General features: G+C 68.8%; 13 protein-coding genes. 10 read left to right on the forward strand and 3 right to left on the reverse strand.

Translation table 11 applies throughout. The features are described 5' to 3' along the window. Positions 1–7: 7 nt before the first annotated feature. Entirely contained in the window at positions 8–1,381 is a 1,374-nt protein-coding gene (locus ASE12_RS01810) for an APC family permease (protein ID WP_056396172.1), read from the reverse strand. 149 nt (positions 1,382–1,530) lie between these two features. Here ASE12_RS01810 and ASE12_RS01815 point away from each other — a divergent pair, with 149 nt between their 5' ends. The 6 genes from ASE12_RS01815 to ASE12_RS01840 all read left to right on the forward strand — a co-directional run bounded on the left by ASE12_RS01815 (position 1,531) and on the right by ASE12_RS01840 (position 5,089). Beyond that, the gene (locus ASE12_RS01815) at positions 1,531–2,811 is read left to right on the forward strand and encodes a cytochrome P450 (RefSeq protein WP_056396177.1); all 1,281 of its coding nucleotides are present in this window, start codon (positions 1,531–1,533) and stop codon (positions 2,809–2,811) included. Position 2,812: 1 nt separating this feature from the next. Then, the gene (locus tag ASE12_RS01820; RefSeq protein ID WP_056396182.1) at positions 2,813–3,796 is read left to right on the forward strand and encodes a hypothetical protein; all 984 of its coding nucleotides are present in this window, start codon (positions 2,813–2,815) and stop codon (positions 3,794–3,796) included. 36 nt (positions 3,797–3,832) lie between these two features. After that, positions 3,833–4,069 (forward strand): hypothetical protein, encoded by a 237-nt coding sequence (locus ASE12_RS01825; protein WP_056396185.1) that lies wholly within the window; start codon positions 3,833–3,835, stop codon positions 4,067–4,069. 19 nt (positions 4,070–4,088) lie between these two features. Then, on the forward strand, positions 4,089–4,385 hold the full coding sequence (locus ASE12_RS01830) for a hypothetical protein (RefSeq protein WP_157412778.1): 297 nt from the start codon (positions 4,089–4,091) through the stop codon (positions 4,383–4,385). 67 nt (positions 4,386–4,452) lie between these two features. Further along, positions 4,453–4,704: a hypothetical protein gene (locus tag ASE12_RS01835; protein WP_056396191.1), complete on the forward strand. Its 252-nt coding sequence runs from the start codon at positions 4,453–4,455 to the stop codon at positions 4,702–4,704. A gap of 25 nt (positions 4,705–4,729) precedes the next feature. Further along, positions 4,730–5,089 (forward strand): hypothetical protein, encoded by a 360-nt coding sequence (locus ASE12_RS01840; protein WP_200954946.1) that lies wholly within the window; start codon positions 4,730–4,732, stop codon positions 5,087–5,089. Positions 5,090–5,092: 3 nt separating this feature from the next. On the opposite strand, the gene ASE12_RS01845 is transcribed toward ASE12_RS01840, so the two are convergent. After that, complete coding sequence (locus ASE12_RS01845) at positions 5,093–5,530, reverse strand: hypothetical protein (RefSeq protein WP_157412779.1); 438 nt, start codon at positions 5,528–5,530, stop codon at positions 5,093–5,095. Positions 5,531–5,537: 7 nt separating this feature from the next. Further along, positions 5,538–6,194: an MBL fold metallo-hydrolase gene (locus tag ASE12_RS01850; RefSeq protein ID WP_056396197.1), complete on the reverse strand. Its 657-nt coding sequence runs from the start codon at positions 6,192–6,194 to the stop codon at positions 5,538–5,540. A gap of 201 nt (positions 6,195–6,395) precedes the next feature. Between ASE12_RS01850 and uvrA the strand changes: the two genes are divergently transcribed. The 4 genes from uvrA to yvcK are packed head-to-tail and all read left to right on the forward strand — an operon-like array spanning position 6,396 to position 13,047. After that, on the forward strand, positions 6,396–9,260 hold the full coding sequence (gene uvrA / locus ASE12_RS01855) for an excinuclease ABC subunit UvrA (RefSeq protein WP_056396200.1): 2,865 nt from the start codon (positions 6,396–6,398) through the stop codon (positions 9,258–9,260). Positions 9,261–9,269: 9 nt separating this feature from the next. Continuing rightward, positions 9,270–11,213 carry an excinuclease ABC subunit UvrC gene (uvrC, locus tag ASE12_RS01860; RefSeq protein WP_056396203.1) on the forward strand — a complete coding sequence of 648 codons (1,944 nt, stop codon included), beginning with the start codon at positions 9,270–9,272 and terminating at the stop codon, positions 11,211–11,213. Then, positions 11,210–12,073 carry an RNase adapter RapZ gene (rapZ, locus tag ASE12_RS01865; protein WP_056396206.1) on the forward strand — a complete coding sequence of 288 codons (864 nt, stop codon included), beginning with the start codon at positions 11,210–11,212 and terminating at the stop codon, positions 12,071–12,073. Before uvrC ends, rapZ begins: the two co-directional genes overlap by 4 nt. Then, positions 12,070–13,047, forward strand: coding sequence for a uridine diphosphate-N-acetylglucosamine-binding protein YvcK (yvcK, locus tag ASE12_RS01870; protein WP_056396207.1), 978 nt, complete (start codon positions 12,070–12,072; stop codon positions 13,045–13,047). The genes rapZ and yvcK overlap by 4 nt, the downstream gene beginning before the upstream one ends. Positions 13,048–13,054 lie beyond the last annotated feature (7 nt).

Below are 13,054 nucleotides of genomic sequence, written 5' to 3' on the forward strand. Positions count from 1 at the left end.
CCCAGCGTCAGGGCAGCTCGTGGGGCGGGATGTCCTCGGGGTCGGCGATCTCGAGGTCCTCGCCCTGCGCGCGCCGGTGCAGGTAGATCGGCACGGAGAGCACGAGGCCGAGCGCCAGCAACAGGCCGCCGACGACGTACTGCTCGCCATCGCGTCCGGACAGTGGCGTCACGAGGTAGAGACAGGCCGCGGATCCCACGAGCGCGACGGCGGTCTTGGTGCGGAAGTGGTCGTGCTCGACGCGATCGTGCCGCAGGACCAGCACCGCGACGTTGACGACGGCGAAGACCCCGAGCAGCAGCAGTGAGGTCGTCCCGCCGAGCACGGCGACCGCGTCCTCGCTGGCGTTCGCGACGTACGCGATGAGGGCGAGCGAGAGGGCGGTGGTGAAGATGATCGCCGCCCACGGGGTCTGGTTCTTGCTGTGCACGCGGGACAGGGTCTTCGGGAGGACGCCCTGACGGGCCATGCCGTAGAGCAACCGGCTGGCCATCATCATGTTGATCAGCGCCGAGTTGGCGACGGCGAACATCGAGATGAACGGCAGGATGTCGTCGGCGGGCAGGCTCGGCGCCGCGGCGGTGACGACCTGGACGAGCGGCGGCGCCTTGTCGGTGTCGGACAGGGAGCCAACCGGCACGAGCGCAACCGCGCAGATCGAGACGAGCACGTAGATCACGGCCGTTATGCCGAGGCCCGTGAGCATCATGCGAGGGAAGATCCGGCTCGGCTCGTGGCACTCCTCGGCCATGTTGACCGAGTCCTCGAAGCCGACCATCGCGAAGAACGCCAAGGACGTCGCGGTCGTGACCGCCAGGAAGACGTTCTTGTCGTCCGGGGTGTCGAAGGCGACGACGCGTGACCAGTCACCATCACCGCCGGCCAGGGCGTAGAAGCCGATGAGGATGACCAGCACGAGGCCGGACAGCTCGATGAGGGTCAGCACCACGTTGGCCTTGACGCTCTCGCTCGCGCCCCGGAAGTTGACCGCCGCGACCAGCAGCATGAACGCCATCGCCATCAGCATGATCTCGGTGTCGCTGGCGTTCCAGTTCACGCCGGTCGCGAGGTTGTCGGCGAACGCGTTGGAGGCGGTCGAGGCGGACGTGATGCCCGAGCACATCACGGCGAACGCGACGATGAAGGTGAAGAAGTGCACGCCGAAGGCCTTGTGGACGTACAACGCGGCGCCGGCAGCCTGAGGATATTTCGTGACGAGCTCGAGGTAGGAGAACGCGGTCAGCAGGGCGACGAAGAACGCGACGAGGAAGGGCAACCACGCCGCGCCGCCAACCTCGGCCGCGACCTGGCCCGTGAGGGCGTAGATGCCCGTGCCGAGGATGTCGCCGACGATGAAGAGGAGCAGAAGCTTGGGCCCCATGACCCGTCGAAGCTCGGTGTCCGGTCTCAGATCTGACGTGTCTGCACTCACGATGGCCCCCTTGTGCCCGCGCCCCGGTCGGGCGCGACCTGGGTCTCACCCTTCCCCGAGTGACCCAGGACCGCAACCGGGCAGTGTAGTTTCGACCCGTGGTTGACGTAAGGGGAAAAGTCTCCGGATGGATCGGCAAGCTGGTGGTGCGACGCATCCAGAAGAAGGGCATCGACCTGTCCCGGATCTCCTTCATCCCCGAGCCGACCAAGGTCCCGCTCCAGCGCAGCGGTCTTGACCCGGTCTCGAAGATCGCCGAGATCCGCGCCACCGAGCCGATGCACAGGCTCGACCTGCCGTTCAACTTCCGGGCCTTCCTGGTGACCGGCTACGAGGAGTCGCGCCGCATCCTCACGGACCGCGACTCGTACTCCAACGACATCCGCCACATGTTCCACGGCGACGGACCGGCCACGTCCGACGACATCGGCGGCCTCGGGTTCACCGACCCGCCGCTGCACACCCGGCTGCGCAAGATCGTCACGCCTGAGTTCACGATGCGCCGTCTGGCGCGGCTCGAGCCGATGATCAGCGAGATCGTGGACCGCCAGCTCGACAAGCTCGCGAGCGAGGGCTCCGGCAGCGACCTGGCCAAGCACGTCGCGTTCCCGGTGCCGTTCCAGACCATCTGCGCGTTGCTCGGTCTCGACTATGAGGACCGCGACGCGTTCGAGAAGCTCGGCAGCGCCCGCTTCGACGCGACCAACGGCGGCGCCGCCGCGTTCGGCGCGGTCTCGGAGCAGCGTGAGTTCCTGTTCGAGGCCGTCGCCAAGCAGCGCAAGGAGCCCGGACCGGGACTCATCGGGCAGATCCTGCGGGACGAGGGCGACACGATCTCTGACGTCGACCTCGCTGGACTGGCCGACGGAGTGTTCACCGGCGGGTTCGAGACCACCGCCGGCATGATCGCGCTCGGCACGATCGTCCTGCTGCGCGACCCCGCGTACGCCGAGCTGATCCGCAAGGGCGATCCCGAGGACGTCGACCGCATCGTCGAAGAGCTGCTGCGCTACCTCTCGGTCGTGCAGGTCGCGTTCCCGCGCTTCGCCAAGCAGGACATGATGCTGTTCGGCCAGCAGCTCAAGGCCGGTGACGTCGTGCTCGCCTCGCTGAGCGGCGCCAATCGCGACCCGAGCTCGGCGGGGGAGCGACCCGACGAGTTCGACCCCTACCGCACACCGTCCAGCGGGCACCTCGCCTTCGGTCACGGCATCCACCGCTGCATCGGTGCCGAGCTCGCGCGCATGGAGCTGCGCATCGCCCTGCCGCGGCTGTTCCAGCGGTTCCCGGACCTCGCCCTCGCCAAGCCGCAGGAAGAGCTGAGCTTCCGTCAGCTGTCCTTCGTCTACGGCGTCGACGAGCTGCCCGTCACCTTCTGACGTGTCCGACAGCCACGCGCGTACCGCTGCGGAGATCGAGGCGTGGTTCGACGACCACGGCCTGCCCTACTTCGCCGGTGACCACGCGGACCGGGTCGAGAAGTGGCTGTCACGCAAGCGCATCACCGCTGTCATCGTGCTGATCGTTGCGACGTCGATCGCCACCGGCATCGTGGTCGGCGTGCTCGCCGAGGATCCCAAGTGGGGGCCGGTTGCCGGCATCGTGCTCTTCCTTGCCGCTCTCGGCCTGTTCGCGGGACGGCTGCTCCGCATGGGCACGATGCTCCGCTGGGCCGTACGACGCACGTTCGGGTCGCTCGGACTGATGTTCCCCCTGCTGACACGTGCGCTGCCGTTGCTCCTGCTGGCTGTGACGTTCCTGTTCATCAACGCCGAGGTCTGGCAGGTGGCCGCGCTGATGTCGCGCAACGTGCTGTGGGCGTCCGTCGCGTTCTTCGCGGTGATCGCCGCGGTGTTCCTGCTCGTACGCCTGCCCGAGGAGGTGCGGCGCGTCGAGCGTGAGGTCGCCGGCGAACGGCTCGCGGACTGCTGCGTCGGGACGCCCGCTGCCGAGGCCGCCCGCTCGATCACCGCGACGCCGGCGGACCTGCCGAGGTTCGCGCGGGCCAACCTCGTGCTGGTGCTGCTGTTCAACCAGGCGATCCAGGTGCTGCTGCTGAGCCTGGGCCTGTTCGTCTTCTTCGTGGTCTTCGGACACCTGACGATCTCGAACGACACGGTGATGTCGTGGACCCAGCAGGACCACGTGACGGACCTGCCGTCACGCTTCGGCAAGCACCTGCCGGTGACCAACGAGCTGTTCCAGGTCGCCGTCTTCCTTGCGTCGTTCGCGGGCCTGTACTTCACCGTCTACGCGGTCACCGACGAGACGTACCGCTCGCAGTTCTTCGCGGGGGTCTCGAACGAGCTCGAGCAGGCCGTCGCGGTCAACGCCGTGTACGTCTCGCTGCCCCGCGACGAGTAGGTTGCGCGGCGGCCGTCTCGGGCGCACGATGAAGGCATGGTGCGCAGGAACCTGACGCTCCACGAGCATCACCGGCGGTGGGGCATCTACACCGCACTCGTCGTCTTCGTCGCGGCGGGCGCGGCGATCATCATTGCCGTCGCCCGTGACGGCGAGATCAGCCGCGAGCCATGGGGCTACGTCGCGGTCGCGGTCGCGATCCTGTCGGCACTCGCCGGTCTGGTGCTCGCGTTCGCCCAGGCGGCGTACGAAAGCCAAGGCCACCACCGCTGAGGCGGTTAAGATCCAGAGCATGCGCCGAGTGCTCCTCGCAGCCGGGACCGTCGCCCTCGTGGCCGCGATGTCGTTCGGTGTGGGCTGGTTCGTGAGCGGGGCTGATGAACGTACCGCGGTGAGTCGCCCTGCGTCGGTCGCGCACCTCAAGCCGCTGCCGGTGCCGCGCGTCATCATCCTCGACGGGCCGTGGGCCGATCCGCACCCGACCGTCGATGCTCCGACCGGTCTGCGGGTCGCCGGTGGTGGCTACGTCGCGACGCTCTACCGCGCCCTCGGCGTCGACCTGGGGACCGGCGCGCGTCTCGTCCGCTGAGTCCTTCGCCGGCGGGCGTTGGGGTCGTTCGGCTCGGCTGTGCGGCGGGGGTGCGTACGCTGGCCGCATGCTCACCGCTGCGATCATCGTCGTCGTCCTGGTCGTCGCGTTCGTCTTCGGCGTCCCACTGATCGCCGGCCGAGCAGAGCACAACTCCGCCACGGGCGCCTCAGGAGCGTCAGGTGCGTTCGGGGTCATGCAGGAGATCTTCCATCCCGCCGCGCACGACGCGAACATCGTCAAGATGGAGATCCAGCGCAAGCGGGAGGTCGCCGAGACCGGTGACGGCGATGAGCCCGACCCCGAGGTCAAGCCCTAGGTTGCAGGACGAGGGTCGGAACGACGTGGTGATCGAGTACGGCAATCGCGCCCGCAATCTCCCTGCGCCACCGAACGTGGTGTGGCGCGATCTTGTCGAGCCGCGAAGCGAAGGCGTGCGGCCGTGGCTCCGCCTGCTGCCTGACGAGTCGCCGCCGCGCGTGATCGAGTCCGAGAGTCCGACGCTGGTCGTGTGGTCCTCGCTCTGGACGACCAGGCCGGACGATCAGATCGTGCTGGAGCTCTCGCCCGAGGATGGGGGATCCTCGCTTCGGTTCAGGCTCCTCGCCCACGGTGATCCGCCCGACGACAGCAAGACGGGTCACATCCGCAGACGCATCAACCAGCTGCTGTTCGCCGATCTGCGCTTCACCTACGGCCAGTAGCCGCTACCAGCCGCGCTCGCGCCATTCCGCGAGGTGCGGGCGCTCGACGCCGAGGGTGGTGTCAGCAGGCGTGAACTCGAAGACGACCAAGTCCCGCCCCGTCCCGCCCACGAGAACGCGCAGACGACGGAGACCCTCGCCTACCTCGGCGGGGGCGTGTCTCTCGAAGGCGGCGTCGCCGAGGATCACAGCGCCCGATGCTGACTGGAACGTGGAGTCGAAGATGCATTCCAAGTCGCCGGGGTGGGGCGCGGTCCAGACCTCTGCCGTCGCCTCACCATCGACCTGATGGCTGATCCTGACAGCAACGATGTCGAGGCTGGCTGCTATCCCGTGCTCGTTCGGCGCGGTAGGAACAATTGAGTTGGAGGCGGGGTCGCAGACGACAGCCAATCCCCAGGGCCATTCTCGCGTGACCGAAAGCCGTCGTGCATCGATCATCAAAGACTCACCAGCCGCGCTCGCGCCATTCCGCGAGGTGCGGGCGCTCGACGCCCAAGGTCGTGTCATGACCGTGCCCCGGGTAGACCCAGGTGTCGTCAGGGAACCGGCCGAAGATCTTGGTCTCGACCTCGTCGATCAACGTGGCGAACGCCTCCGCATCGCCGAACGTGTTGCCGACGCCGCCGGGGAACAGGGAGTCGCCCGTGAACAGATGCACGACACCGTCGGGATCGTCGTACGCCAGGACGATCGAGCCGGGCGTGTGCCCGACGACTTCGATGACCTCGAGCTCGCACGATCCGACGCGCACACGGGCGCCCGTGCGTACGCGAGTCGTCACCGCGACAAGGAGCTCGTCGGCGTCGTCCTCGCCGGCAACGGTCTCGGCGCCGGTGCGCTCGACGATCGTGGCGAGGGCCTGCCAGTGGTCGCCGTGCCGGTGCGTCGTGACGACGCGTGCGAGCCCGCCACTGCCGATCAGGTCGAGCAGGGTGCCGTAGTCGTTCGCCGCGTCGATCAGCACCTGCTCGCCGGTGAGCACGCAGCGCAGCAGGTACGCGTTGTTGTTCATCTCGCCGACCGCGACCTTGGTGATCATCAGGTCGCCCGCCACCTGCACGTCTGCCGGTCCGCCGACCTCGACCTCGCCCGTGTACGTCATGGTGATCAGCGTGCCAGACCGCGTGAGGAGCGGTGAGCCAGCTCGAAGCGCGGGACGGGCCGTTCGACGAGGGTCACCGCTGGGGACCAAGGACGCTGTGAGCGAACGTACGGCCGCTCGACGGGTTTCTGTCGGACCTGCTCCATACAATGGAGTGGGCCAAGATTCTGCCCGCAACCACCAATCATTTCAGGGGAGCCAGTGACCGACCGCCTCGTCATCCGCGGCGCACGAGAGCACAATCTCAAGGACGTCTCGCTCGACCTCCCACGAGACTCGCTGATCGTGTTCACGGGACTCTCGGGGTCCGGCAAGTCGTCCTTGGCGTTCGACACGATCTTCGCCGAGGGCCAGCGCCGCTACGTCGAGTCGCTGTCGGCGTACGCCCGCCAGTTCCTCGGTCAGATGGACAAGCCCGACGTCGACTTCATCGAGGGACTGTCGCCGGCCGTCTCGATCGACCAGAAGTCCACGAGCCGCAACCCGCGGTCGACCGTCGGCACGATCACCGAGGTCTACGACTACCTCCGCCTGCTCTACGCCCGCGCCGGCCGCCCGCACTGCCCGGTCTGCGGCGAGGCGATCGCGCGCCAGACCCCGCAGCAGATCGTCGACCGCATCATGGCCGGCGACGAGGGCACCCGGTTCCAGGTGCTCGCGCCGATCATCCGCGGCCGCAAGGGCGAGTACGGCGAGCTGTTCCGCCAGCTGCAGTCGCAGGGCTTCAGCCGCACGATCGTCGACGGCGAGACGCACATGCTCGCCGACGAGCCGCCCAAGCTCGAGAAGCAGAAGAAGCACACGATCGACGTGGTCGTCGACCGCCTGCAGGTCAAGGGCAACCAGAAGCAGCGCCTCACCGAGTCGGTCGAGACGGCGCTCGGGCTCGCCGACGGCCTCGTCATCATCGACTACGTCGACCTGCCCGCCGACGACGAGCACCGTACGCGCCGCTTCTCCGAGAAGCTCGCCTGTCCCAACGACCACCCGCTCGAGGTCGACGAGCTCGAGCCGCGCTCGTTCTCGTTCAACGCCCCGTTCGGCGCCTGCCCCGAGTGCCACGGCCTCGGCACCCGCATGGAGGTCGACCCCGAGCTGGTCGTCCCCGACGACGCCAAGTCGCTCAACGAAGGCGCGGTCGCACCTTGGTCGTCGGCGCACGTCGCCGACTACTTCTCGCGGTTGATCGGCGCGCTCGCCGACGAGCTCGGCTTCAGCGCCGACACCCCGTGGGGTGACCTGCCCGAAGAGGTGCGCGAGGCGATCCTGCACGGCCACCCGACCAAGGTGCACGTCCGCTACAAGAACCGCTACGGCCGCGTCCGGTCCTACTACACGGAGTTCGAGGGTGCGATCACCTACCTCGAGCGCCGGCACGACGAGACCGACTCCGAGACCAACCGTGAGCGCCTCGAAGGGTTCATGCGCGAGGTCCCGTGCCGGGTCTGCAACGGCACGCGCCTCAAGCCGGTGATCCTCGCGGTGACGCTCGAGTCCGAGAAGTTCGGCGCCAAGAACATCGCCGAGGTCTGCGCCCTGTCGATCAGCGAGGCGTCCGAATACCTCCAGACGCTCGAGATGAGCGACCGTGAGCGCCAGATCGGCGAGCGCGTCCTCAAGGAGATCAACGAGCGACTCCGGTTCCTGCTCGACGTCGGCCTCGACTACCTCGCCCTCGATCGTGCGGCCGGCTCGCTGTCCGGTGGCGAGGCCCAGCGCATCCGGCTCGCGACCCAGATCGGTGCCGGCCTGGTCGGCGTGCTGTACGTCCTCGACGAGCCGTCGATCGGCCTGCACCAGCGCGACAACCATCGCCTCATCGAGACGTTGCTGCGTCTGCGCGACCTCGGCAACACGCTGATCGTCGTCGAGCACGACGAGGACACGATCCGCGCCGCCGACTGGGCGGTCGACATCGGTCCCGGCGCCGGCGAGCACGGGGGACAGGTCATCGTCTCCGGACCCGTCGGCGAGCTCTACGCCAGCAAGGACTCGCTGACCGGCCAATACCTGTCCGGTCGCAAGTCGATCCCGCTGCCCGACAAGCGGCGCAAGCGGGTCAAGGGGCGCGAGCTCACGGTGCACGGGGCCAAGGAGCACAACCTCCGCGACATCGACGTCACGTTCCCGCTCGGCATGTTCGTCGCCGTCACGGGCGTCTCCGGCTCCGGCAAGTCGACCCTGGTCAACGACATCCTCTACACGCAGCTCGCCCGTACGGTTTACGGCGCCCGTGCGATCCCCGGCCGGCACCGCACGATCAGCGGGCTCGAGGAGGTCGACAAGGTCATCCACGTCGACCAGTCGCCCATCGGCCGCACCCCGCGGTCCAACCCGGCGACCTACACCGGGGTGTTCGACCACGTCCGCAAGCTGTTCGCGCAGACGCCCGAGGCCAAGATGCGCGGCTACCAGCAGGGCCGCTTCTCGTTCAACGTCAAGGGTGGCCGCTGCGAGGCGTGCTCCGGCGACGGCACGATCAAGATCGAGATGAACTTCCTGCCCGACGTCTACGTCGCGTGCGAGGTCTGCCACGGCGCCCGCTACAACCGCGAGACCCTCGAGGTGCACTACAAGGGCAAGACGATCGCCGAGGTCCTCGAGATGCCGATCGAGGAGGCCGTCGAGTTCTTCGAGGCCATCCCCGCGATCGCGCGTCACCTGCGCACCCTCGTCGACGTCGGACTCGGCTACGTACGCCTCGGCCAGTCCGCGCCGACGCTGTCCGGCGGCGAGGCGCAGCGGGTCAAGCTCTCCGCCGAGCTCCAGAAGCGGTCCACCGGACGCACGGTCTACGTCCTCGACGAGCCCACGACCGGCTTGCACTTCGAGGACATCCGCAAGCTCCTGGGCGTGCTGCAGCGCATCGTCGACACCGGCAACTCGGTCATCGTCATCGAGCACAACCTCGACGTCATCAAGACCGCCGACTGGGTCATCGACATGGGGCCCGAGGGCGGCAGCGGCGGCGGGCTGCTGATCGCCGAGGGCACTCCGGAGGACATCGCCAACAGCCCCGACAGCCACACGGGCACGTTCCTCAAGCCGCTCCTCGTCACCTCGTAGGCTGGGTCGGTGGCAGATCCCGCAAGCTATCGACCGGCACCCGGTGAGATCCCGGTCGAGCCGGGCGTCTATCGGTTCCGTGATGCCGAGCGCCGGGTCATCTACGTCGGCAAGGCCAAGTCGCTCCGACCGCGCCTGAGCTCCTACTTCCAGGACATCACCAACCTGCACCAGCGCACGCAGCAGATGGTGCTGACCGCGAGCTCGGTCGAGTGGACGGTGGTCAGCACCGAGGTCGAGGCACTGGCGCTCGAGTACTCCTGGATCAAGGAGTTCGACCCCCGCTTCAACGTCAAGTACCGCGACGACAAGTCCTATCCGTGGCTGGCGGTCACGGTCAGTGAGGAGTTCCCCCGCGTCACGGTCATGCGCGGCGCGCAGCGCAAGGGCGTGCGCTACTTCGGTCCCTACGGCCACGCGTGGGCGATCCGCGACACGGTCGACACGCTCCTGCGGGTGTTCCCGATGCGCTCGTGCTCGGCCGGGGTCTTCCGCCGGTCCAAGGCGATCGGCCGGCCCTGCCTGCTCGGCGACATCGGCAAGTGCGCCGCACCGTGCGTCGGTCGCGTCGACGCCGACGAGCACCGCGCCATCGTCAACGACTTCCTGGCGTTCATGGGCGGGCAGACAGCGGGCTTCACCAAGCGCATCGAGCAGCGCATGCGCGAGGCCTCCGACAACGAGGAGTACGAGCTCGCCGCCAAGCTCCGCGACGACCTCGGCGCCCTCCACCGCGTGCTCGAGAAGCAGACCGTGGTGTTCGGCGACGGCACCGACGCCGACGTGCTGGGATTCGTCGACGACCCCCTCGAGGTCGCGGTGCAGATCTTCTCCGTGCGTGGCGGCCGCATCCGCGGTCAGCGCGGCTGGGTCGCCGACAAGGCTGACGAGGCGCCGTTCCCGGAGCTCGTCCAGGCCGCCCTCATGACGCTCTACGAGGACGCCGCGCCGTCGGCCATACCCCGCGAGGTGCTCGTCCCGACGCTGCCGGCCGACGCCAACGCCGTCGCCGAGCTGCTCAGCGAGCGGCGCGACGGTCCCGTACGCATCAGGGTCCCCAAGCGTGGCGACAAGCGCGCGCTGATGGCGACGGTCGAGCAGAACGCCAAGCAGTCGCTCGTACGCCACAAGCTCAAGCGATCCGGCGACCTCACCGCCCGCAGCAAGGCGCTCGAGGAGATCCAGGAGGCCCTCGACCTCGAGACTGCTCCGTTGCGCATCGAGTGTTACGACATCTCCAACCTCGGAGCCACCGAGACCGTGGCCTCGATGGTGGTGTTCGAGGACGGCCTGCCCCGCAAGTCCGAGTACCGCCGCTTCACGATCCGCAACGAGGGCCAGAGCGACGTCGCGGCGATGCACGAGGTCATCACCCGCCGCTTCACCCAGCTGTTGCGCGCCCGCGAGGGCAACGACGAGGACGGCCCCGGCATCGACCCCGAGACCGGCAAGCCGCGCAAGTTCGCCTACACGCCTGCCCTCGTGGTCGTCGACGGCGGACCGCCACAGGTCGCCGCCGCACACGCGGCGATGCAGGAGCTCGGCATCAAGGACGTCGCGCTGGTCGGGCTGGCCAAGCGGCTCGAGGAGGTCTGGCTGCCCGACGACGAGGACCCGGTGATCCTCCCGCGCACGAGCGAGGGCCTCTACCTGCTCCAGCGCCTCCGCGACGAGGCGCACCGCTTCGCGATCACCCACCACCGTGGCCGGCGCAGCAAGTCGATGATCGAGAGCGTCCTCGATCCCGTCGCGGGGCTCGGCCCAACGCGACGCAAGGCGCTGCTCAAGACGTTCGGCTCGGTCAAGAAGCTGCGCGCCGCGACGGCAGAAGAGATCGCAACCGTGCCCGGCATCGGCGCCGCTACGGCACAATCCATCGTGGAAGCGCTCGCGTCCGGCGAGCAGGCACCGGCCATCAACACCGCGACCGGCGAGATCCTGGAGGACAGTTGACGACCTTGACGCAGTTCGTGCTCGTCACCGGCATGACCGGAGCAGGGCGAGGTTCAGCGGCCAAGGTGCTGGAGAAGCTCGGCTACTACGTCATCGACAACCTGCCGCCCGACCTGCTGGCTCAGGCCGTGGCGACGGTGCAGGAGTCCAAGGACATCGATCGCCTCGCCGTGGTGGTCGACGCCCGGTCGCGGCAGTTCTTCGGCGGTCTGGTCGAGGCGCTCGAGGGGCTGCGCGACGACGGCATCCACACCAAGATCCTCTACCTCGAGGCGGCCGACGAGGTCCTCGTACGCCGCCAGGAGGCCGCGCGCCGCCCGCACCCGCTGAGCCTCGAGGGCCGGCTGATGGACGGCCTGGAGCGCGAACGCGAGCTCCTGAGGCGCATCCGCGGGCGGGCCGACATCGTGGTCGACACCTCCAACCTCAACGTCCACCAGCTCGGTCAGCGCGTACGCGCGGCGTTCGAGGACCCCGACTCCGGCGGCCTCCGCGCGTCGGTCATGTCGTTCGGCTTCAAGTACGGCCTGCCGATCGACGCCGACATGGTGGCCGACCTGCGCTTCCTGCCCAACCCGTTCTGGGTCGACGAGCTGCGACCGTTGAGCGGCCTCGACGAGCCCGTCCGCGACTACGTCCTGCGGCAGCCGCGTTCGACGGAGTTCCTCGAGCAGTACGAAGGCCTCGTCGCGCTGCTGACCGACGGCTACCTCCGCGAGGACAAGCACTTCCTGACGATCGCGATCGGCTGCACCGGCGGTCGCCACCGCAGCGTGGCGATGTCCGAGGCGTTCGCCGAGCGCCTGCGCGCCCACGGGGTCCGTACGCTCGTGGTCCATCGTGACCTGGGGCGCGAGTGACCCCGACGGGCCCCGCACACGTCGCGGGCCGTGCCGAGGGCGACCTCAAGGTCGTCTCGCTCGGGGGAGGGCACGGCCTCGCCGCCAGCCTGTCGGCGTTGCGACGGCTGACGACCGACCTGACCGGTGTCGTCACGGTGGCCGACAACGGCGGCTCCTCGGGCCGCATCCGTGCCGAGCTCGGGGGACTGCCGCCCGGCGACCTGCGCATGGCGCTGGCCGCCCTGTGTGGCGACGACGACTGGGGGCGCACGTGGGCCGCGGTGCTGCAGCACCGCTTCGGCGGCACCGGCGAGCTCAAGGACCACGCCGTGGGCAACCTGCTGATCGCCGCGATCTGGGACCAGGTCGGCGATCACGTGGCCGGGCTCGACCTCGTCGGGGAGCTTCTGGGTGCCCAGGGACGGGTCCTCCCGATGGCGGCGGTCCCGCTCGACATCGAGGCCGACGTGCACCTGCGCTCGGCGCCCGATCGGCTGACGCTCGTACGCGGTCAGGTCGAGGTGTCGTCCACCGATGGGCAGGTCGTCAGCGTGCGCCTCGACCCCAGTGATCCGCCGGCCTGTCCCGAGGCGGTGGCAGCGGTCGAGGCCGCCGACTGGGTGGTCGTGGGACCCGGCTCCTGGTTCACCAGCGTCATGCCGACGCTGCTCGTCCCGGGTCTCCGCGACGCGCTCACCAAGACCAAGGGCAAGCGCATCCTGGTGCTCAACCTCCTCGAGCAGGAGGGCGAGACCGAGGGGCTCACCCCCACGGATCACCTCGAGGTCCTGGCGGCTCACGCGCCCGAGCTCGGGCTGGATGCGGTCATCGCCGACACCAGCCTCGTTGACACGCGTGGCACGCTGGAGTCGACGGCTCGGTCACTGGGTGCGCGGTTGTACGTCGCGGACGTGGCGGCCAGTCCGGGATCGGATCAGCACGACCCGGGGCGCCTCGCAGCCGCGTTCGGCAAGGTCATGAGGACGGCATAGAGTGACA

This window comes from Aeromicrobium sp. Root236, from assembly GCF_001428805.1.
Taxonomy (GTDB): Bacteria; Actinomycetota; Actinomycetes; order Propionibacteriales; family Nocardioidaceae; genus Aeromicrobium.

Coding starts and splice junctions, on each gene's coding strand:
- ASE12_RS01835 (WP_056396191.1), top strand. CDS start 4,453: ATGCTCACCGCTGCGATCATCGTCGTCGTCCTGGTCGTCGCGTTCGTC.
- ASE12_RS01845 (WP_157412779.1), bottom strand. CDS start 5,530: ATGATCGATGCACGACGGCTTTCGGTCACGCGAGAATGGCCCTGGGGA.
- ASE12_RS01850 (WP_056396197.1), bottom strand. CDS start 6,194: ATGACGTACACGGGCGAGGTCGAGGTCGGCGGACCGGCAGACGTGCAG.
- ASE12_RS01825 (WP_056396185.1), top strand. CDS start 3,833: ATGGTGCGCAGGAACCTGACGCTCCACGAGCATCACCGGCGGTGGGGC.
- ASE12_RS01810 (WP_056396172.1), bottom strand. CDS start 1,381: ATGGGGCCCAAGCTTCTGCTCCTCTTCATCGTCGGCGACATCCTCGGC.
- ASE12_RS01830 (WP_157412778.1), top strand. CDS start 4,089: ATGCGCCGAGTGCTCCTCGCAGCCGGGACCGTCGCCCTCGTGGCCGCG.